Genomic DNA, 20,009 nt, shown 5'->3' with positions numbered 1-20,009 from the left:
GGACTGGGGCCATGGTTTTGGATAGACGGATTTCCTTCATCGCTCTCTCGGTGGCGCTCGCGCCGGGCGGGGCCTTGGCGCAGACCTCCTTGCCGACGATCGAGGTCGGCGGCGCACCGCTGCGCTCGACCGCGCGTCCTGCGCCCGCGCAAACCGCCCCGAGCCGCCCGGCCGCCGGCCAGTCCACACGCGTCTCTTCCGCCCCGATCTCGGCGACGCCCGCGGCTTCCCCGGTCGTCATCAAATACGCCGTTCCGGCGGCGACCTATACGCTTTCCTCCAAGGAACTGGCGCAGACCCGCCAGTTCGACGTCTCCGGCGCGCTTCAGCGCCAGGCGCCGGGCGTGATCATCAGCGACGTCGCCGGCAATCCCTTCCAGCCGCAGATCGACTTCCGCGGCTTCGTCGCCTCGCCCATCTCCGGCACGCCACAAGGGCTCGCCGTCTATCAGAACGGCATTCGCGTCAACGAAGCCTGGGGTGACGCGGTCAATTGGGACTTGATCCCGAATATCGCCATCGACCGCCTGACGGTGGTCACCGGCAACCCGCTCTTCGGCCTCAACGCCATCGGCGGCGCCGTCACGGTCGACATGAAGAACGGCTTTACCTATCAGGGCTTCGAACTCGACGCCCGCGCCGGTAGCTGGGCGCGCCGTCAGGCCTCGATGCAATATGGCGTCCAAAAAGGAGCCTTTGCGAGCTACCTCGCCATGGAGGCCGCGGGCGACAACGGCTATCGCCATTTCTCCGGCTCGCACGTCAAGCGGCTTTACGGCGACGTCGGCTATCGCGGCGAGAGCGGCGAAATCCACGCCAATGTCACGGTGGCGCAGAACCGCTTCGGCGCCAGCGGCCCGGCGCCCGTCGAGCTGACGAACATCGATCCGGGCGCAGCCTATACGACGCCGCAAACCTATAAGAACACGCTGGCGATGTACGACATCAACGGCAACATCGCGCCCAACGAGCATTGGAAGCTTTTCGGCGACGTTCACTTCCGCGCCTTCGATCAAGCGCGCGTCGACGGCAACACCACCGAGTTCAATTCCTGCGGCGAAGCAAGGCTGTGCAACGGCGAGGGCGAGGACACGCGGCTTCCCGACTATTTCGGCGGCGCCGCATCGCTCGGCGTGATCGACAACACCTGGACTCGCTCACGCACCATCGGTGGCACCGTCCAGGCCACAAACGACGATATTTATTTCGGCTTCCACAATAAGATCACTTTCGGCGTCAGCTATGATCACGGCTGGACGGCCTTTTCGGCGAATGAGACGCTCGGCGTCATTCAACCGAACCTCGTCGTCGGGATCACCGGCCCGGTCGTGGAAGAACCCGGGAGCAGCATTTCGAGCGTTTCGGTGCGCGCCTCGAACGACTATCTCGGCGTCTATGCGCTCGACACGCTCGACATCACCGACAAGCTCTCGGCGACCGCGGGCGCGCGCTTCAATCGCGCCGGCATTTCGCTTTATGATATGCGCGGGACGCAGATCAACGGCTCGGGGGTCTATACGCGCATCAATCCGGTTGCCGGCCTCACCTATAAAATCCTGCCGAATGTCTCGGCCTACGCCAGCTATTCGGAGGCCAATCGCGCGCCGACGCCGCTCGAGCTCGCCTGCGCCGACCCGAACCGTCCCTGTCTCATCGACAATTTCCTTGTCGCCGATCCGCCGCTGAAACAAGTGGTGTCGCATACGATCGAGACGGGCTTGCGCGGCAATGTCGCGCTTCCTGCGATCGTCCCGTGGGCGGCGGATTATCTCCCCGGCGAGCTCACCTGGAGCGCGGGGCTCTATCGCACCTATAACTTCAACGACATTCTGAGCGTCCCGACCCAGGTCGGTGGGCGCGGCTATTTCACCAACGCCGGGACGACATTGCGTCAGGGCGTCGAAGCCTCGCTGCGCTACGCCGACGAAAGGCTCAGCGCCTGGCTCAGCTATACGTTGACCGACGCAACCTTCCAGTCGACGATCCTGCTCGGCGCGCCGAACAATCCGCTGGCGGCGGCCTTCGGCAACGGCAGCGTGATGATCACGCCCGGCGCAAACATGTCCTCGATCCCGCGCCACCGCCTGAAGGCGGGCGCGGATTACGCCGTGACGCCGCAATGGCGAATCGGCGGCGATATCGTCTATTCGACGGGGGGCTGGCTGCGCGAGGACGAGATCAACGCCTTCGGCACGCTCTCGCCCTATGCGCTGATCAATTTACGCACGTCCTGGCAGGCGACGCCGAACCTGCAATTCTACGGGCTCATCGAAAACGTCGCCAATGTGCGGTCGCGCAGCTTCGGGGTCTTCTACGATACGGCGGCGATTTCCTTCCTGCCCTTGTCGAATCCGAAGATGGTTTCGCTCGGACCGCCGCTCGGCCTCTTTGGCGGCGTGAAGATCTCCTTTTGACCGGCGGAGCTGGCGCCCGGGCTCCCGGGCGCCTATTTTAGCGCTGCTTCGGCGCTAAACTTTGGAGATCGATATGAAAAAGACGTTTGTGTACGGCGCGCTGGCGCTTGCCGGGCTGCTCGCCGCCCCGGTCGCGCCAGCCCTGGCCAAAAAGGCCCCGCCGGTCGCCTCGCTCGATACCGACAACGACGGCACGGTCGACGTGAACGAGGCGAACAAATCCGCCGAGGCGCTTTTCACCAAGCTCGACAAGGACAATGACGGCACCATCGAGCCCAAGGAGCTTCAGGGCCGCCTCTCCAAAAAGGAATTCAAAGCGGCTGACCCCGACAATGACGGCACGCTGAGCAAGGACGAATATCTGGCCGTCGTCGGCAAGCTCTTCAAGGAAGCCGACGGCGACAATGAAGGGACGCTGGACGACAAGGAATTCGCGTCCAAGCAAGGCAAGGCGCTGCTGCGCGTCGTCCGCTGATCCCGGCTTTCCGGCTGTCATTCCCGACGCTCGCTTAAGCGAGCGATCGGGAATCCAGAGCCGAACCAGCGCTTTTGTGGCTCTGGATTCCCGGTCGGGCTTTCAGCCCGGCCGGGAATGACATCCCCTAATGCAAGCTGTTCAACCGGAAAAGGTGTCAGGCTTTGCTCCGGATTCCCGATTGCCTCGCATTCTCCAAGGGCGCGAACTCCAAGGGCGCGAATGATGGACCGCGTTCTTACAACTTGATCCCTCCCGCCGATCCGGCCATGTAGAAGGCCATGAAACGCCTCGCCGCCGCTTTATGCCTCATGCTCGCGACCGCCTCCGCGCGGGCCGAGACGCTCGATGTCAAGGTCGGCGTGTTGCGCGAGCCGCATTCGCGCGAGACCCTCTCCATCCTCGACATTCCCGCCGCCGACGACACGCTCGCCGGCGCGCTGATGGGCGCGGTCGACAACAACACCACCGGCAAATTCACCCATCAAACTTTTGAAGTTGCCGACGCGAAGCTCGACGACGGCGCCGATGTCGCGGCGGCGATCGATACGCTCGTCGATAAGGGCGCGCTTCTCATCATCGCCGATCTCGCGCCCGACCGTCTTCTTGCGGCGAGCGAGCGCGCCAAGGCGAAGGGCGCGTTGCTCTTCAACGTGTCGGCGCCCGACGATCGGCTTCGCGAGGAAGACTGCCGCGCCAATGTCGTGCATGTCACGCCGACGCGCGCCATGCTGGCCGATGGGCTCGCGCAATATCTCGTCTGGAAACAGTGGCGGAAATGGCTGCTCATCAAGGGCTCGCACGCCAATGACGAATTGCTGGCGCAGGCCTATCGCCGCGCGGCCAAGAAGTTCGGCGCCAAGATCGTCGAAGAGCGCCTCTATGAAGACACCGGCGGCGGGCGGCGCAGCGACTCGGGCTCGGTTCAGACGCAACGGCAAATGCCCGTCCTGACCCAGAATGCGCCCGCCTATGACGCGCTTCTCGCCGTGGATGAGAGCGAGGTTTTCGCGGGCTATCTCCCCTATCGCACATGGGACCCGCGCCCTGTCGCGGGCTCGGCCGGCCTCTATCCCACCAATTGGGACCCCGCCCATGAACAATGGGGCGCCCAGCAATTGCAGAACCGTTTCATGATGACCTATCGCCGTCTCATGAACGCGCGCGACAACGCCGCCTGGCTCGCCATGCGCATGATCGGCGAAGCGGCGACGCGCACCAATTCCAGCGCGCCCGACAAGTTGCGTGAATTTATGCTCGGCAAGGATTTCTCCACCGCCGCCTTCAAGGGCGTGCGTTTGACGCTGCGTCCCTGGAACCAGCAATTGCGCCAGCCGATCCTGCTTTCGGATGGCCGCATCACCGTCTCCGTCTCGCCGCAGGAAGGCTTCCTGCATCAGGTGAGCGAACTCGATACGCTGGGGCTCGATCAGCCCGAAACGAAGTGCAGGTTGAAATGAGAATGGCCCCCTCCCCAGCCCTCCCCCGCTGCGCGGGAGAGGGAGCAGATTGTAGCCTTCATCAGAAACGCGGATCGCGAGTGTCCCCTCTCCCGCGCAGCGGGGGAGGGACAGGGAGGGGGCTGCTGCGAGCAGCGCTCTTCTGCGGCGTTCTTCTACCCACCCAAACCCACGCCTACACGGCGTTCGTCAGCAATGAAAAAGGCAACTCCATCACCGTCATCGACACGGAGAAGCTGGAAGCGACGGCGACCGTGAAGGTCGGGCGCCGCCCGCGCGGCATCGAGCTGAACAAGGACGGTTCCGAGCTCTTCATCTGCGCCGGCGACGACGACGCCATTCAGGTGCTCGACACCAAAACCTTGAAGCTCACGGGCAAGCTCCCTTCCGGCCCGGACCCCGAGCTGCTCGTGCTCAGCCCCAAGGGCGACACGATCTACGTCTCCAACGAGAACGATAATCTCGTCACGCTCATCGATGTGAAGCGCAAGGAGCAGGTGGGCGATATTCCCGTTGGCGTCGAGCCGGAAGGCATGGCGGTCAGTCCGGACGGCAAGCTCCTGGTCAATACGTCAGAGACGACCAATATGGCGCATCTGATCGATACGCAGACCAAGGAGATCGTCGCCAACATCCTCGTCGACAACCGCCCGCGCTTCGCCGAATTCAAGAAGGACGGCTCCGAGCTTTGGGTGTCGTCGGAGGTTGGCGGCACGGTGGCGGTGATCGATCCCAACAAGCGCGAATTGAAGCAGAAGATCAGTTTCGAGATTCCCGGAATGTCGAAGGAGGCGATCCAGCCGATCGGCATTTCGATCACCAAGGATGGCAAGCGCGCCTTTGTCGCGCTCGGTCCCGCGAACCGCGTGGCGGTGATCGACGCCGAGACGAAGAAGATCGAGAAATATCTGCTCGTCGGCCAGCGCGTCTGGCACCTCGCCTTCACGCCGGACGAAAAATATCTGCTGACCGCGAATGGCGTGTCGAACGACGTGTCGGTGATCGACGTGGCGAGCCTCAAAGTGGTGAAGTCTATCCCGGTCGGCTCCTTCCCCTGGGGCGTGGTGGTGGCGCCGCAATGATGGGGCCGGGGCTGGATTGTCATTCCCGACGCGCGAAGCGCGATCGGGAATCCAGAGCAGCAACCCCTAAGATTGGGTGGGACGGCTGTGGATTCCCGGTCGTTCACTCCGCGAATGCCGGGTATGACAGTTGCGCGCCTGAAGGCGCGCGGTCCGGACCGCGAGCCTTCAGGCTCGCTTGCAACGCAGCGCCGCGATGACCGACGCCCTCTCCATCCGCCATCTTTCGCACGCCTATGGCGCCCGCAAGGCGCTCGACGATGTGAGCTTCACCGTCGCGCCCGGCAGTTTCACCGTGCTGCTCGGTCTCAACGGCGCGGGGAAAAGCACGCTCTTCTCCCTCGTTACGCGGCTTTATGCGGCGCGGCAGGGTCAGATTGAGATCTTTGGCGCAGACGTCATGCAGAGCCCCGGCGCGGCGCTGCGGCGGCTCGGCGTCGTGTTTCAGGCGCGCACGCTCGATCTCGAATTGAGCCTGATGCAGAACCTCGTCTACCACGCGGCGCTGCACGGCATCGGCCCTATCGAGGCGCGCCGCCTCGGGCAAGAGGCGTTGACGCGCGCCGGCCTTGCCGAACGCGCCAATGACAAGGCCCGCGCGCTCTCGGGCGGGCAGATGCGCCGCGTCGAGATCGCTCGCGCTTTGCTGCACAAGCCGCGCCTTCTGCTTCTCGACGAACCCACCGTCGGCCTCGACATCAAGGCGCGCGCCGATATTCTCGCCCATGTGCGCGGCCTCGTGCGCGACGAGGGGCTCGGCGTCTTATGGACGACCCATCTCATCGACGAGATCGATCACGAGGATCAGGTGGTGATCCTGCACAAGGGCAAGGCGCTGGCGACCGGAACGGCGCGAGAGATCGTTGCGCAAAACGGCGCGGCGGAAATCGGGGCGGCCTTCGCGAAGATCACAGGCGCCGCCGTGGAGAGGATTTCGGCATGAGCTGTCGGGAGCCAATGACGCTCGCCTCCTCTTTCACCCCGCGCCAATATCTCGTCTGTCTTTGGGGCGTCGTCTGGCGCGAGGGGCTGCGCTTTCTGCATCAGCGCGAGCGTTTCATCTCCGCGCTGGTGCGGCCGCTTGTGTGGCTCTTCATCTTCGCAGCGGGCTTCCGGCAGGTGCTTGGCGTCTCGATCATCCCGCCCTATGAGACCTATGTGCTCTACGAGGTCTATATCGCGCCTGGCCTCATGGCGATGATCCAGCTTTTCAACGGCATGCAGTCGTCGCTCTCCATGGTCTACGACCGCGAGATGGGCAATATGCGCACGCTGCTCGTCTCGCCCTTCCCGCGCTGGTTCCTGCTCGGCGCCAAGCTTTTCGCCGGCGTCGCCGTGTCGATCCTGCAGGTCTACGCTTTCCTGGCCATCGCTTATTTCTGGGAGATCGAGCCGCCCACCAAATGGGGCTATCTCACCGTCCTGCCGGCGCTTGCGCTCGGCGGACTCATGCTCGGCGCTCTTGGCATGCTGCTGTCATCGCTCATCAAGCAGCTCGAGAATTTCGCGGGCGTGATGAACTTCGTCATCTTCCCAATGTTCTTCGCCTCTTCCGCGCTCTACCCGCTCTGGCGCGTGAAGGAGTCGAGCCCCTGGCTCTATTACGCTTGCCAGGCAAATCCGTTTACCCACGCGGTCGAGCTGATCCGCTTCGCCTTTTATCAGCAGGTCGACTGGGTCTCGCTGCTCGTGGTCGCAGCCTATACGAGCATCTTTCTCATCAGCGCAATCATCGCCTACGATCCCGCGCGGGGCATGCTGATGCGCAGGGGCGGCTAAAAGCGGCGCCCCGCATCTCCCTCTTTATTTCGAGAGGCGCGCCACACTATTGGACGCCACGCCGAGCGCGCATTTCATTGTGTAGACGAAATCCAGGTAGTCGTTATCGCCGCCGTCTTCGACGTTGTACTGGGCGCCGCCGCTATCCTGACAATTGCCGGTTTTACGAAACGAGGCCGAGTTGACGTCGCTATAGAACTCGACCGGATTGATCAGCCCACCTTGATAACTCAGGTCCTGGTAAGCGACCATTCCGACGCCATAGGTCGAATATTTCGGGACCGAAAAAGTGACTGTCCAAGCCCCGACCGGCGGGTTGGTTCCCGAGCCGGAGACGCCGTAACGGTAGGAAAGAACCGTTTGCTTCGAGGTGACGGCCCCGGAGGCGTTTTTCGTCCAGAGGAACATGTCCTTCGCGAAAGCGCCCTTGGCGCTGACCGCGTTGAAAGTCGCGGTGACGATCTGCGTCGGAAGCGTCGCCTCGGAATGCGCGCCCACGTTGATCGAGTTCATCCCGATGATCTTCAGAAAAGCCGTCTGAACAGCAAAGGTCGCGTCAGACGCGTAGATAACGGCGCCATTTGCAGCCGTACTGACGGCAAGCGTCGCATTGATGGCGCTGATCCCGACAGGCATATTGGCGTTCAAATATCGGTTGAGGAGCGCAGAATCGGCGGCACCTTTAGCCGCAGCCGCCAAAACGCCTTTATCGAGCGCTTCCTGCAATCGCGACTTCTTCGTTACTGCCGCAGAATAGTCGACGGCGCCGCCCACCAGGAGCGCCACGGGAAAAAGCGCTAGGCCGAAGAGAATGGCGACGGTGCCGCGCTGACAGGCTGCGAAGGCGGAGCGCCTGCTCGTTGAGGCGTAAAGCTGTAATAGGCGCAATTTCCAGGCCCCCAAAACCATGTCTTCATCGACAGGATCAGGGAAAGACCTTAGCGGCAGCTTAAACGCAGCCTCTGTAAACGCTTGTTTCGACCGACTAATTTATTTTTTGCCCTTGGCCTTCGCCGCCGCCTCTTCCGCCGCCGCGGCCTCGGCGTAGCCTTCCGGCAGCTTCACGCCGCTCGCGAGCTGGGCGCCGAGCGCAATGGCGCGCGCCTCCGTCAGCCGCAGGGCGCAATAGCCGAAGTCGGATTCCTTGGCGTAGGAGCGGCAAACCTCCTCCCGCCAGGAGGAAAAGCCCGCCTGCTCCTTCACCACGAAACTGCGGACCAGCTTTTCTTTCTTGTTGCGCTCGTAGAGCTCGCGGAAATCGGCGCGGACGTCTTTTTCGACCTTGGCGCGGGCGCCGAGCATGTCCTCGGCCTTCTTGGGGTCGAACTCCCTCTCCGCCGTGCCCCAAAGCCCGCTCGGATCGGCGCGGCAATCCGCTTCCTTGATCTCGCAGGCCTTGCCGTCATTGGTGACGAGAATGGCCCCGTCCAGCACATCGAGCGTGAACGGACAAGCCGGGAGAGACAGAAGCTGATAGCGGCGCAGCCCGGACCCGCTGTCGCGGCGCGTGAGTTTCAAAGGCATGCCCGCGATCTCGACGCGGCATTCCTCGCCCGAGCGCGACAGGCGATCGCCGGAAAGCGTCAGCTTCGCGACTTCCAGATCCGGTCCGATCCGAGAGAATTCTATGGCGCCGCCTGCGCCGTCGAGCTGCAGCGTCTTGCCGACGATTGTCTCCTCGGAAGGGGCCTTGGGCATGACGACAGGCCCCCGCGCCTGCCCCATTTCGCCGCTGCTGAGCTTTTTCTTGGACTTTCCGCCAGGAGACGTCACCGTTCCTTCCGGAGTCGGCGCCACGGCCCCGGGAAGCGCAAGCTGGGCGCCAGCAGGCGTTAGCGCAGCGCCCGACATCAGCGCGCTGGACACAAGCCCAGCGGCCGCCCGAGAAAGAAATGTCCTGGACGGCGCAATCGACATCGGCCTGCCAACCCCTCCCCCTGCCCGCCGGGTCGCCGGCAGGCGCAGCGCCTATTTCGGCGCCAGAACCATCACCATCTGTCGCCCTTCCATCGAGGGCTCCAGCTCGACCTTGGCGATCTGAGCGGTCTCGGCCTTCACGCGCGTCAGCAATCGGTAGCCGATGTCCTGATGCGCAATCTCGCGCCCACGGAAGCGAAGGGTCACCTTGACCTTGTCGCCCTCCTCGAAGAAGCGCTGAACCGCCTTCATCTTGACGTCGTAGTCGTGCTCGTCGATGCCGGGGCGGAGCTTGATTTCCTTGACCTCGACCACCTTCTGCTTCTTGCGGGCCTCGGCGGCCTTCTTCTGCTCGGCGAAGCGGAAACGGCCGTAATCGAGGATCTTACAGACCGGCGGCGTCGAGTTCGGCGCGATCTCGACGAGATCGAGCCCGGCCTGCTCGGCCATGCCCAGCGCGTCCAGCAATTGGACGACGCCGTGATTCTTTCCTTCGGAATCGATCAACTGCACTTCACGGGCGCGAATTTCTCGGTTGGTGCGCGGGCCTTCTTTTTGCGGCGCCGCGGTGCTCTTCATTGGCCTGCGAATGGATCTTTACTCCTTTGAGGGCCGACAACCTCGGCCGTGATCGAAAACTGCGCTCAGCGAGCGGATAGATGATTTTCGGACGGATGTCCGGAGCGGGGGAGATTCTCACGACTGCGCGGCAAGTCAACAGGCGAAATGGCTATTTAGGGATTATTCACGCGGAAATGCGCGTTAAAGGAAATCATCTATGAGAGTCGCGAGCTTTTCGGGCGCGTCTTCGGGTGAGAAATGGCCGACGCCCGGCAGGCGCTCGATGCGAAGGTTGGCGACGTAACGCTCTGTGCCCTCGAGACAGTCCCGGTCCAAAGCGACGTCGCGGAGGCCCCAGACGATCAGCGTCGGCGTCTCGACGCGCGCGGCGAACTCGTCACGCGCCGCAAGCGCATCCCATAGAGCGCGGCGATACCAGTTGAGCATGGCCGTCATCGCGCCGGGCGAAGCGGCGTTGTCGCGGTAAATGTCCATGGCGTCGTCGCAGATCGCGCCCGGGCGCGGCGCCGCATTTCGGATCAGCGCCGCCGTCAGATAGCCGCGCCCGAGCGACAGAAGCCAGTCGGGCAGCGCCGGAAGCTGGAACAAGGCGATATAGAAGGATTTCCGCCTTTGCCGTGGGCTCCGCCAAAAGGTCTGCCAGAAGCAGAGCGGGTGCGGAATATTGATGAAGATGAGCCGCTCCAACCGCCGCAGCCGGCGAATGGCCGCCACCCAGGCGACGAGGCCGCCCCAATCATGGGAAATCAGCGTGACCGACTTGGCGCCGGAAGCGTCGATAAGGCCCGCGATGTCCCCGGTGAGGGCCGCAAGCGAATAATGCTTCTTGCCCTTCGGACGGCTCGTGGCGCCATAGCCGCGCTGATTGACGGCCCAGACGCGATAGCCCTTGGCGACAAGCGGCGCGACCAGATGGCGCCACATGACGGCGGTTTCGGGGAAGCCATGCAGCAGCAGCGCAAGCCGCTCCCCCTCCCCCGCCTCGAAGACCTCGAAGGTCAGCCCATTGGCCGGGACGAAAATGCGCCGCGCGCCGAGAAGAGCCTCGGCGTCCATCAACCGGCGAGCGCGGGACAGCTCGGACAAGGCGCGCCGCCGGACATGGCGCCGCAGCTCGGGCCTGTGTCCACATCGCCGCCCGCCGCGGGCTTGGCGATCAGCGACAATTGCCGCTCGACATGCGCGCCGCCACAAGCGGGGCACTCGGGGGTCTCCTCGAAACGCGCGAGCGTCTCGAATTCATGGGCGCAATCCTGGCAGCGAAAGGCGTAGAGGGGCATGGGGTCTCGTGGGTTGGAAAGTTCGCTGCATAATAGGCGTTGCCGGCGCCGCGGAAAAGCGGGCGAAAAAGCGAGGGCTGGAGAGGGTGGCGCGCTCACGGGTCGGACCTCGCATCTCGTCATGGCCGGGCTTGTCCCGGCCATCCACGCCGAGGGATACGGCCGATGACGGGACGCGCTGTCCCACAGGCGGGGTTTATGCCAGTAAACTTATCCGCTCCGCACGTTCTGACGCCTGCACGGCGTGGATGGCCGGGACGAGCCCGGCCATGACGGTGTGTAAGGGTGTCATTATCGACCACGCTCTCCCCGAGGGCGCTAAATTCAGTTTGACGATTCGCTTTCCCGAGGCTGACCCGGATGACCTATCGCGCGCCGCTTACTGATATTCTCTTCTCTCTACGCCTCGCCGCGGGGGCGGACCTCGAGGACCTCTACGCCGATATCGCCGACGGCGTCGCCGAGCAGACGCTCAACGAGGCGGCGAAATTCGCCGAAGGGCAGCTTCTGCCGCTCGACAGGATCGGCGACCGCGCCGGCGTCAAATTTGCCGATGGCGCGGTGACCACCGCCCCCGGCTGGCGCGAGGCCTATGCCGCCTGGCAGGCCGGCGGCTGGAACGCCATCGCGGCGAGCCCGGATCACGGCGGGCTGGGCCTCCCCGCGCTGCTCAACGCAGCCTGCACGGAAATCTGGAACGGGGCGAATATCTCCTTCGCCCTGTGCCCACTTCTCTCCCATGGCGCGATCGAGGCGCTGGAGGCGCATGCGAGCGCGGCGCTGAAGGAGACCTATCTCGCCAGGATCGTCAGCGGCGAATGGACCGGGACGATGAATCTCACCGAACCGCAGGCGGGCTCGGACCTCGCGCTTCTGCGCACCCGCGCCGAGCGCAACGCCGACGGCTCCTACCGCCTCAGCGGCCAGAAGATATTCATCACTTATGGCGAGCACGATCTCGCCGACAACGTCGTGCATCTGGTGCTGGCGCGGCTCCCCGATGCGCCGCCCGGAACGAAGGGTATCTCGCTTTTCCTCGCGCCAAAATTCCTGCCCGATGAAAAGGGCGCCTTCACCCGCCGCAACACGCTGCATTGCGCCGGCGTCGAACACAAGCTCGGCATCCATGCCTCGCCGACCTGCACCATGGTTTATGAGGACGCCGTCGGCTTTCTGATCGGCGAAGAAAACAATGGCCTTGCCTGCATGTTCACTATGATGAACAACGCCCGGCTTTCGGTAGGCCTGCAGGGCGTTGCGCTTGCCGAACGCGCCACGCAGGCCGCGCTGGCTTACGCCAAGGAACGCAAGCAGGGCCGCGCGCCGGGCGCGCCGGAGACGAGCGCGATCATCGAGCACCCGGACGTCGCTCGCATGCTGCTCACCATGGCCAGCCTGACGGCGGCCGCGCGTCTGATCTCTTTCGAGACGGCCGCGTCGCTCGACCGCGCGCATCGCGACCAGGACCCCGCCCGCGCCAGGGAAGCGGAAGAGCGCGCGAGCCTGCTGACGCCTGTGGCCAAGGCCTTCTCCACCGACATCGGCAATGAAGTGACCTCGCTCGCCGTGCAGGTGCACGGCGGCATGGGCTATATCGAAGAGACGGGCGTCGCCCAGCTTATGCGCGACGCGCGCATTTGCGCGATCTATGAAGGCACGAACGGCATTCAGGCGATCGACCTCGTGGGGCGCAAATTGCCGATGTCGGGCGGCGCGGCGCTGAACCACGAGATCGACGACATGCGCGCCATCGCAAGAGAGAGCACTGTCGCCGCGGTCGACGCGGCGGTGGAAGCGTTCGCGCAAGCCAGCGACTATCTGTTGCGCGCGACGAAGCAAGCGCCGGCCGAGGCCCTTGCGGGCGCGACGCCTTATCTGCGCCTGTTCGCGCTGGCGCGCGGCGCGACGCTTCTCGAAAAAGCCGCCAAAGCCGCGCGGCGCGACAGCGATCACAACGCCGCGCGCTATGAAGCGCTGGCGCATTTCTTCGCCACGAATATTGCGGTGGCGGCGCCGGGCTTGGCGAAGACGGTAGTGGAAGGCGCACGCTCGGTGACGGAAGGAAAGGCCGCGTTTGCAGGATGAGTGCGTTGGTCAACCGCGGCCCCCGTCATGGCCGGGCTTGTCCCGGCCACCCACGCCGCGCAAAAAGCGGCTGATGCTTGCCAGTCATTGGAACGTTTGCGTTAACGAGAGGGACGATGCACGAACTTTGTCCGTAGTGATAAAGTGTCTTGTTGGGCTCTGCCCCTCGGCGTGGGTGGCCGGGACAAGCCCGGCCATGACGCCCCCCGAGATGAGTGACTCTCTTAGCCTTTACGGGTCGGGTGGGGTAAAGCCCCGCCACACTCATTGCGGCGCGAGCCCCACCCGGCGGCCTTCGGCCGCCGACCTCCCCGTAAAGGGGAGGTATTGGCGGCTAATGACGCTGGATTGCTATCCACCCGGCATCGAGAGGCTAAGCGCCCATATATTCTCTTAAGCCCAACTGCTGCTCCGCACTCATATGCAGCCCCAGCTTAGAACGTCGCCACAAAATATCGTCAGCTTTCCGCGCCCATTCGTTCTCGATGAGATAACGCGCTTCCGCCTCGGTGAGCCCGCAACCAAAGTCACGGCCTAAATCCGCCATCGCATGCGCATGCTTCACAATGCGCTCGACGCGCGTCCCATAGGCGCGCGCGAGCCGCCGCGCCAATACGTCGCCGAGAAAAGGCTTCTCGCTCTTCAACCGCGCGAGAAGGGCGTCGAACTCCATATCGCCCCCGGGGAACGCGGCGCCCGCCGTCCATGCCTCGCCATGCGCCGGCAGGAAGCGGCGCAACTCGTCCAGCGCATGTTCGGCGAGACGGCGGGCCGTTGTGATCTTGCCGCCGAAAATCGAAAGAACCGGCGCGCCGTCCTCTGGCGCGTCGAGATCAAAAGCATAGTCGCGCGTCACCACTGAGGCGTTGAGAGAACCATCGTCGTAAAGGGGCCGCAGCCCCGAATAGCTCCACACGACGTCTGCGCGCGTGACTGGTTTTCTCAGGAAATGGTTGATGGCGTCGAGGAGGTAGTCTGTCTCCGCGTCGCTGATGGCAACCTCACCCGGCGCGCCCTCATAAGCGACGTCGGTTGTGCCGATCAACGTGAACGCATGCTCGAAGGGAATGGCGAAGACGATGCGGCCATCCGGGTTTTGCAAAATATAAGCGTGGTCGCCCACGTAGAGTCTGCGTGTAACGAGATGCGAGCCCTTCACCAGCCGCACATGCTTGCGCGAATGCATATGCAGCGCGCCTTCGATGACCTGCGAAACCCACGGTCCCGCCGCATTCACCAAAGCGCGCGCCTCGATCTCCATGCCGCCATCGAGTTTAGCGGTCCAATGCGCGCCCTTGCGTTTCGCCTGAACGGGCCGCGCGCCGACGCTGATCGTCGCGCCGCGCTCCTTGGCGTCGAGCGCGTTGAGCGCAACGAGACGCGAATCCTCCACCCAGCAATCGGCATAAGTGAAGCCGACGTTATAGGTTTCGCGCAACGGCGCGCCGAGCGCATTGTCCCCTAGCGCAACCAGATGCGAGCCTTCGAGGCGTTTGCGGCGCGCGAGATGATCGTAGAGAAAGAGGCCGAGCCGCAGCATCCACAAAGGACGCAGGCCCTTTTCATAGGGCAGCACGAATTTCAGCGGCCAGATGATGTGCGGCGCGGCGGCGAGCAGACGCTCGCGTTCCTCCAGCGCTTCATGCACGAGACGAAACTCATAAAGCTCCAAATAACGCAAGCCGCCGTGAATGAGCTTGGTCGAGGCCGACGACGTGCCGCTCGCAAGATCGTTCTGCTCGACGAGGCGCACCGAAAGCCCCCGCCCCGCCGCGTCGCGCGCAATAGCGCAGCCGTTGATCCCGCCGCCGATAATGAGAAGGTCATAGAGCATGCGCGCCGCTCTCGGTTGGCTCATGCTCAATCTAAGGCGCGTGCGGGCGAGCGCAAGGAAGGACCGCAACGCCATCCACCGTCATTGCGAGCGCAGCGAAGCAATCCAGAGCCGCATCACGGCCCTGGATTGCTTCGTCGCTTCGCTCCTCGCAATGACGTCGAGCCTCTCAGAAAAGGCAAAGCCGGCGACTGCCGGCTTTGCGAAAGCGATGGTCTTTCTTATCAGGCCTGCGGCGCGCGCGATTGCGGGCGATTGCCGCCGCCGCCATGCGCCCGCCGCTTCTGGCCATTGGCTGGCCGCGCCGGACGCTGCGCGTTCTGGCGTTCGCCCCCCGGCCGGCGCGCTTCGGCGTGCTGGCCTTCGCGGCGCGGATGCTTATGCGCATTCCGCCCGGCGCCATTGCTCGGTTGGGCGCGGCGCGGTTGGGCGTCGTCGCGGCGCTGGTCCTCGCTGCGGCGGTCGGTGAAGGGCAGCGACTGGCGCGTCAGCTTCTCGATCTGCCGCAGCAACGGACGCTCGCCGTTGTCGCACAAGGAAATCGCCCGACCAGAAGCGCCGCCGCGGGCCGTGCGGCCGATGCGGTGGACGTAAGCTTCCGGCACTTCCGGCAGCTCGAAATTGACGACATGCGTCACGCCATCGACGTCGATGCCGCGCGCCGCAATATCCGTCGCGACCAGAACGCGCGTGCGTCCCTTGCGGAACGAGTCGAGCGCGCGGATGCGCTGGTTCTGGCTCTTGTTGCCATGAATCGCCTCGGCGCCGACGCCCGCCGCCTCGAGATGCTGCGCCACGCGATCGGCGCCGCGCTTGGTGCGGGTGAAGACGATGGCGCGGGAGATGTCCGTGTCTTTCATCAGCTCGAGCAGCACGTCGCGCTTGGCGCCGCCGTCGACGAGAAACACATGCTGCTCGACCCGCTCGGCGGTGGTGGCGACCGGCGTCACCGACACTTGCGCGGGGTTATTCAGCATATCCTGCGCGAGCCCGGCGATCTCCTTCGGCATGGTGGCCGAGAAGAGCAAGGTCTGGCGGTTCTTGGAAAGCTTCGCCACGATCTGGCGGATCGGGACGACGAAGCCGAGATCGAGCATGTGATCCGCTTCGTCGAGGACGAGCACCTCTGTCGTCGCCGGCTTGAAGCGCCCCGACGCAATATGGTCGAGAAGCCGGCCGGGCGTCGCGACGAGCACGTCGAGGCCGCGCGACAGCATCTCGATCTGCGGGCGATGCGACACGCCGCCGACGATCACGCCGACGCTCGGCCGCATGAATTGCCCATAGGCGCGGAAACTATCGGCGATCTGGGCCGCGAGTTCGCGCGTCGGCGCAAGCACCAGCGCACGCGCCGTAAAGGGCGTGGGACGGCGCCGGTCGGCGGCGAAGCGCTCCAATATCGGCAAAGCGAAGGCCGCCGTCTTGCCGGTGCCGGTCTGGGCGATGCCGAGAAGGTCGCGCCCCTGAAGCAGATAGGGAATGGACTGGGCCTGGATGGACGTCGGGGTCTCATAGCCTTCGCGGTTCAAGGCGCGAAGAAGAATCTCGGAAAGACCGAGATCGGCAAATTGGGTCACTGAGCGTCTTTCATAAGGGATTCGCGGCCGCGGTCGGGGAGCGAGCGCGGGCGGTTTCGATCCGGAAAAAAGGGAGACTTGCCCCGCGTATCGGGCCGTCGATTGATGCGTGGGGAGGCTCGACAGCGGGCCCGACGCAACTGAAAGTGACGTCGGCTATACGCGGCTGGAGCGCCTCATGCTGCGGCGCAGCTTTCAGTCTCGTATAAGAAGAAGCGCCGCGGGTCAATGGGGCCGTCTGACGCAGAGCAGCAATGCTTCAGAAACAGAGTCCAAGACGCCCCGGGTATAATTGCGTCGCGTCGGCCGGTCTCCATCCGCGGCCGACCCCCAGCGCCCGGCACGGCTCCGCCAGTTTGTGCCGGGCGCTCCCTTCCGATCATGCCTCCGCCAGCCATTCAGAATGCCTGCGTCATCGCCTCCTCCGGGCGCGGTCGTCATTGCCGGGCCTGCGTCGTCGAGCGACCCGGAAGAAGCGCGACTGAATTCGCTCGATCCACGGAAAGGATTTTCCCGTGCTGCTCATCGACAATTTCTTGGACCGGGACAGCGCCGAACGTCTGCGTAGGAAGATCGTCGATACGCCCTTCAACGCCGGCTCGTCGACGGCCACCGGCCTGGCCGCGCGCGTCAAAAACAATCTCCAAATGGACCGCGAGAAAGGTAGCAGGATTCTCGACGACATCGCTTCGAGGTTGATGACCCACGAAGAGGTAGAGCTTTACGCCATTCCCAAACGCATCGCCGCGATGAGCGTCAACCGCTACGACGTAGGGATGGAATACGGCAACCACACCGACGCGCCGATCATGAACAACTACAGGTGCGATCTCTCGTTCACCTTGTTTCTCGAAGATCACGCCAATTACGACGGCGGCGAATTGGTGCTGGAGCAAGAGCACGGTCTCTTGAAAGTCAAGCCCGCGATCGGCAGCCTGTTCCTCTATTCGACCGGGTTGATTCACCGCGTGACGCCAGTCACTCGGGGCAGCCGCCTCGCATGCGTCGGCTGGATCGAAAGCCGGGTGCGGGACGAACAGCGGCGCACGGTTCTCCGCGAGCTCAATGTCGTTCACCGCTCTTACGTCGCGCGACATGGACGTGACGAATTGGTCGATCTGCTGCTGAAGAACGCGGCAAGTCTCATGCGCATGTGGTGCGAATAGCGCAGAGCCACGGCGTCTTTTCCACGCCCCGAAAAAACCGCCCCGCGCGAGGCGCGGGACGGTCTTCTTGCGCCAGCTCTTACCAGTAGACCTGCGCGCGCGCCTCGAAGAGGTCGGGATGCGCGCCATTGTAGTAGAAGCCCTGACGGCCCGGCATCGGGGCGCCGACGATGTTGTAATCGTTGAGCGGCGCCGAGACGTGGAGAACATGCGTCCAGTTGAACTGGAGATGCACGCCCTTGTCCGGATACCAGTTGAAGCCCGTCGTGACGTTCTCCTGACGGCCGCCATAGACGCCGGAGTTGACGATTGCGGCGGTCGTGGCGGCGCTCGGCTGCACATAAGTCGTGTAGGCGAGCATATTCGCGAGGCCCGAACCGGAGTAAGGCCCGCTGTTCAGATTGACCGAGCTGTAGCGCCCGGCCAGGCTGAACGCGCCAAAGCCGCCCGCGCTCAAGGGGTTCTTGATTTTCGGCTCGAAGAAATTCGCGCCCGACTTATCGGAGGTGCTGTAGGCTTGGGCACGCTCTTCGCCCGTCACCCAATACTGGCCGTAGATATAGTAGCCGCCAAAGTGAGAGCTCGACCCGCCCGGAGCGAACACGCCCGAGGCGCGAGCTTGCAGGATTTTGTTGTTGTCGCGCGTATAATCCGTTGCGATATATTCGGCCTGCATGTCGAACGGCCCATAGGCGCCCGCGAGCTCGAAGCCGTAGCTCGTGACATGCTTGGTGCAGTGCCCGGCCACCGCGCTAAATGGGATGCCCCCGAACAAGCCGCCGTTGGCGTAGGAGCCGCAGGACATATCCGGCGTGCCCAGAAGGCCCTGGCCGAGTACGGTCGCCTCCGAGCGCAGGCGATTGCCGAGACGCAGAACACGATCGTCGTTGGCGCCGGTGGCGTCGTTCGGGCTGTGGTAGCGGCCCGACACGCCAAAGTGCAGCAGATTGTGCTCGTCCTTGATCGGCGCATAGGTGAAGCGGCCGGCGACGTCGACATATTGGGCTCCGCCCGTGGAGACCCAGCCAGCGGCTTTCGGGATGCCCCATCTCGACGGCGTGTTCTGGCCCGGCGTGTAGGAGGCGTCCTCCATGGATGTGGAGAAGACGCCAATACGGCCGGTCCAGTTGTCGCCATAGCCGCCCACCGAAATGCCGAGGTGACGGTTCGGGGCGATGCCTTCCACCGCCATCGCGCGCTCGATGAACGTGCGGAACTTAGAAGAAGAGGTCGACTCGAGGCTGAAGGGCTCGAAGTGATTGCCGACCATCACGAAGAGCGGGTCCTTCGCGAAAGGAACCGACAGGGCCGGATGCTGGATGCCGAAATACACATCGCGCATGCCGCCGAGCACTTGATTGTTGCCGGTGACCTGACCGGTGCCGGAGAAGTCGTACTGCAATTTGTAGAACCAGACTTGGGCGGCCTTGCCTTCGACCTCGAGACGGATCTGGCGAACGCCGACCTGGTTCGAGAAGCCGTTCAACGGCTGGGAGATGCCGCCGCCGTCCACCATGATGCGGCCGCCAACCTTGAAGCTGTAAGCCTTGTCTTCGGTCTCGACGAAGAGACCGTTCTTGAAGCTTACGAACACCGGCGGCGGCGCGTGGACATCGCCTTTGTGCGAAAGATTGGCGACGTTGGATTTGGCGGCGGCCGCGGCCTTGGCCTCCTTCGCTTCCTTGCGCAGCTTGGCCATCTCCGCCTCCAGAGCTTTCATGCGCTTTTCGATCGACCCCGGGTCGGCGGCCCCGAAGGCTCCCGACGAGGATAGAAGCGCGCCGAGCGCTGCGCCGCAAACTGCATATTTCTTGATCATGTCCGAATTTCTCCAGCCCGCACTCTGATTGTGCCTGTTTTTTAGGCTGATGCATAGTCGATACATCCTGTGACAGATCCATGACATGCAAAGTATTAGCTGCGCTGTAGATAGTTATTCACCAATAGCGTTGCCATTATGCAACACAATTCAGACGCATTTCTAAATATTTCCATATGGTGTCAACTGATAATATCACGACATACTTCCAATGAATCTGAAACATACCAGTCGCAATTTCGAAATATTACTGCCTATTAGAAACATATAATTGCTGAGTGGCAATACTCGAAATCTGGTAGACATATGGCAGAAATATCAGCATCCCATTCTCAACCTCGCGCTTTGCGCAGTGGATGGGTCGCGGCGAAAGGAGCCGACGGTCTGATCCGCCCGCCTTGGATCGAGCCCGCTGTCCAAAGGCGCGAAGAACGGGCAAAAAGCCTATCGCCGTAGGGGCGTGGTGGTGGACTTGGCTGAACGGGGCTGAAACAATCCTCGTCGATCAGCCTCTCGCAAGAAACCAGAGCTTGCGAGCG

At 63.4% G+C, this 20,009-nt stretch carries 16 protein-coding genes; 8 read left to right on the top strand and 8 right to left on the bottom strand.

Features of this window, described 5'->3' with window-relative positions:
* Nucleotides 1-11: 11 nt before the first annotated feature.
* The 6 genes from JJT62_RS15290 (at nt 12) to JJT62_RS15265 (ending at nt 7,210) form a co-directional block, all read left to right on the top strand.
* Complete coding sequence (locus JJT62_RS15290) at nt 12-2,414, top strand: TonB-dependent receptor (RefSeq protein ID WP_202073639.1); 2,403 nt, start codon at nt 12-14, stop codon at nt 2,412-2,414.
* Between the two features lie 73 nt (nt 2,415-2,487).
* Nucleotides 2,488-2,889 carry an EF-hand domain-containing protein gene (locus JJT62_RS15285; protein WP_202073638.1) on the top strand — a complete coding sequence of 134 codons (402 nt, stop codon included), beginning with the start codon at nt 2,488-2,490 and terminating at the stop codon, nt 2,887-2,889.
* A 281-nt stretch (nt 2,890-3,170) separates the two neighbouring features.
* Nucleotides 3,171-4,349 (top strand): ABC transporter substrate-binding protein, encoded by a 1,179-nt coding sequence (locus JJT62_RS15280; RefSeq protein ID WP_202073637.1) that lies wholly within the window; start codon nt 3,171-3,173, stop codon nt 4,347-4,349.
* A 122-nt stretch (nt 4,350-4,471) separates the two neighbouring features.
* On the top strand, nt 4,472-5,431 hold the full coding sequence (locus JJT62_RS15275; RefSeq protein ID WP_246744945.1) for a YVTN family beta-propeller repeat protein: 960 nt from the start codon (nt 4,472-4,474) through the stop codon (nt 5,429-5,431).
* Nucleotides 5,432-5,627: 196 nt separating this feature from the next.
* Nucleotides 5,628-6,374 carry an ABC transporter ATP-binding protein gene (locus JJT62_RS15270; RefSeq protein WP_202073636.1) on the top strand — a complete coding sequence of 249 codons (747 nt, stop codon included), beginning with the start codon at nt 5,628-5,630 and terminating at the stop codon, nt 6,372-6,374.
* 14 nt (nt 6,375-6,388) lie between these two features.
* Nucleotides 6,389-7,210 (top strand): ABC transporter permease, encoded by an 822-nt coding sequence (locus tag JJT62_RS15265; protein ID WP_202073747.1) that lies wholly within the window; start codon nt 6,389-6,391, stop codon nt 7,208-7,210.
* A 24-nt stretch (nt 7,211-7,234) separates the two neighbouring features.
* Here JJT62_RS15265 and JJT62_RS15260 read toward each other — a convergent pair whose 3' ends face one another.
* From JJT62_RS15260 to JJT62_RS15240, 5 genes are all read right to left on the bottom strand, one after another.
* On the bottom strand, nt 7,235-8,119 hold the full coding sequence (locus JJT62_RS15260; RefSeq protein WP_210340689.1) for a TadE/TadG family type IV pilus assembly protein: 885 nt from the start codon (nt 8,117-8,119) through the stop codon (nt 7,235-7,237).
* Nucleotides 8,120-8,200: 81 nt separating this feature from the next.
* The gene (locus JJT62_RS15255; RefSeq protein ID WP_281928445.1) at nt 8,201-8,983 is read right to left on the bottom strand and encodes a hypothetical protein; all 783 of its coding nucleotides are present in this window, start codon (nt 8,981-8,983) and stop codon (nt 8,201-8,203) included.
* 195 nt (nt 8,984-9,178) lie between these two features.
* Nucleotides 9,179-9,706, bottom strand: a complete 528-nt coding sequence (infC, locus tag JJT62_RS15250; RefSeq protein ID WP_202073633.1) for a translation initiation factor IF-3 — start codon at nt 9,704-9,706, stop codon at nt 9,179-9,181.
* A 183-nt stretch (nt 9,707-9,889) separates the two neighbouring features.
* On the bottom strand, nt 9,890-10,795 hold the full coding sequence (locus JJT62_RS15245) for an alpha/beta fold hydrolase (RefSeq protein ID WP_246744931.1): 906 nt from the start codon (nt 10,793-10,795) through the stop codon (nt 9,890-9,892).
* Nucleotides 10,765-10,989: a zinc ribbon domain-containing protein gene (locus tag JJT62_RS15240; protein ID WP_202073632.1), complete on the bottom strand. Its 225-nt coding sequence runs from the start codon at nt 10,987-10,989 to the stop codon at nt 10,765-10,767. Before JJT62_RS15240 ends, JJT62_RS15245 begins: the two co-directional genes overlap by 31 nt.
* 360 nt (nt 10,990-11,349) lie before the next feature.
* Here JJT62_RS15240 and JJT62_RS15235 point away from each other — a divergent pair, with 360 nt between their 5' ends.
* Nucleotides 11,350-13,074: an acyl-CoA dehydrogenase gene (locus JJT62_RS15235; protein WP_202073631.1), complete on the top strand. Its 1,725-nt coding sequence runs from the start codon at nt 11,350-11,352 to the stop codon at nt 13,072-13,074.
* Nucleotides 13,075-13,447: 373 nt separating this feature from the next.
* Here the strand turns inward: JJT62_RS15235 and glpD are convergent, their stop codons facing one another.
* Together glpD and JJT62_RS15225 are read right to left on the bottom strand one after the other, a co-directional pair.
* Nucleotides 13,448-14,908 (bottom strand): glycerol-3-phosphate dehydrogenase, encoded by a 1,461-nt coding sequence (gene glpD / locus JJT62_RS15230; RefSeq protein WP_202073745.1) that lies wholly within the window; start codon nt 14,906-14,908, stop codon nt 13,448-13,450.
* 224 nt (nt 14,909-15,132) lie between these two features.
* Entirely contained in the window at nt 15,133-16,485 is a 1,353-nt protein-coding gene (locus JJT62_RS15225) for a DEAD/DEAH box helicase (RefSeq protein ID WP_202073630.1), read from the bottom strand.
* 515 nt (nt 16,486-17,000) lie between these two features.
* Here JJT62_RS15225 and JJT62_RS15220 point away from each other — a divergent pair.
* Entirely contained in the window at nt 17,001-17,651 is a 651-nt protein-coding gene (locus tag JJT62_RS15220; RefSeq protein WP_281928450.1) for a Fe2+-dependent dioxygenase, read from the top strand.
* Nucleotides 17,652-17,730: 79 nt separating this feature from the next.
* Here the strand turns inward: JJT62_RS15220 and JJT62_RS15215 are convergent, their stop codons facing one another.
* On the bottom strand, nt 17,731-19,470 hold the full coding sequence (locus JJT62_RS15215) for an OprO/OprP family phosphate-selective porin (protein WP_202073629.1): 1,740 nt from the start codon (nt 19,468-19,470) through the stop codon (nt 17,731-17,733).
* Nucleotides 19,471-20,009 lie beyond the last annotated feature (539 nt).

It is taken from the genome of Methylocystis sp. Sn-Cys (assembly GCF_016745395.1).
Classification (GTDB): Bacteria; Pseudomonadota; Alphaproteobacteria; order Rhizobiales; family Beijerinckiaceae; genus Methylocystis; species Methylocystis iwaonis.
Note: the sequence above shows the minus strand (reverse complement) of the source record. Positions and strands in the feature narration are given on the sequence as shown.

Excerpts from the sequence above, each read along its gene's own strand:
- JJT62_RS15290 (WP_202073639.1), top strand. The coding sequence starts at position 12 with ATGGTTTTGGATAGACGGATTTCCTTCATCGCTCTCTCGGTGGCGCTC.
- JJT62_RS15285 (WP_202073638.1), top strand. The coding sequence starts at position 2,488 with ATGAAAAAGACGTTTGTGTACGGCGCGCTGGCGCTTGCCGGGCTGCTC.
- JJT62_RS15280 (WP_202073637.1), top strand. The coding sequence starts at position 3,171 with ATGAAACGCCTCGCCGCCGCTTTATGCCTCATGCTCGCGACCGCCTCC.
- JJT62_RS15270 (WP_202073636.1), top strand. The coding sequence starts at position 5,628 with ATGACCGACGCCCTCTCCATCCGCCATCTTTCGCACGCCTATGGCGCC.
- JJT62_RS15265 (WP_202073747.1), top strand. The coding sequence starts at position 6,389 with ATGACGCTCGCCTCCTCTTTCACCCCGCGCCAATATCTCGTCTGTCTT.
- JJT62_RS15260 (WP_210340689.1), bottom strand. The coding sequence starts at position 8,119 with ATGGTTTTGGGGGCCTGGAAATTGCGCCTATTACAGCTTTACGCCTCA.
- infC (WP_202073633.1), bottom strand. The coding sequence starts at position 9,706 with ATGAAGAGCACCGCGGCGCCGCAAAAAGAAGGCCCGCGCACCAACCGA.
- JJT62_RS15240 (WP_202073632.1), bottom strand. The coding sequence starts at position 10,989 with ATGCCCCTCTACGCCTTTCGCTGCCAGGATTGCGCCCATGAATTCGAG.
- JJT62_RS15235 (WP_202073631.1), top strand. The coding sequence starts at position 11,350 with ATGACCTATCGCGCGCCGCTTACTGATATTCTCTTCTCTCTACGCCTC.
- glpD (WP_202073745.1), bottom strand. The coding sequence starts at position 14,908 with ATGCTCTATGACCTTCTCATTATCGGCGGCGGGATCAACGGCTGCGCT.
- JJT62_RS15215 (WP_202073629.1), bottom strand. The coding sequence starts at position 19,470 with ATGATCAAGAAATATGCAGTTTGCGGCGCAGCGCTCGGCGCGCTTCTA.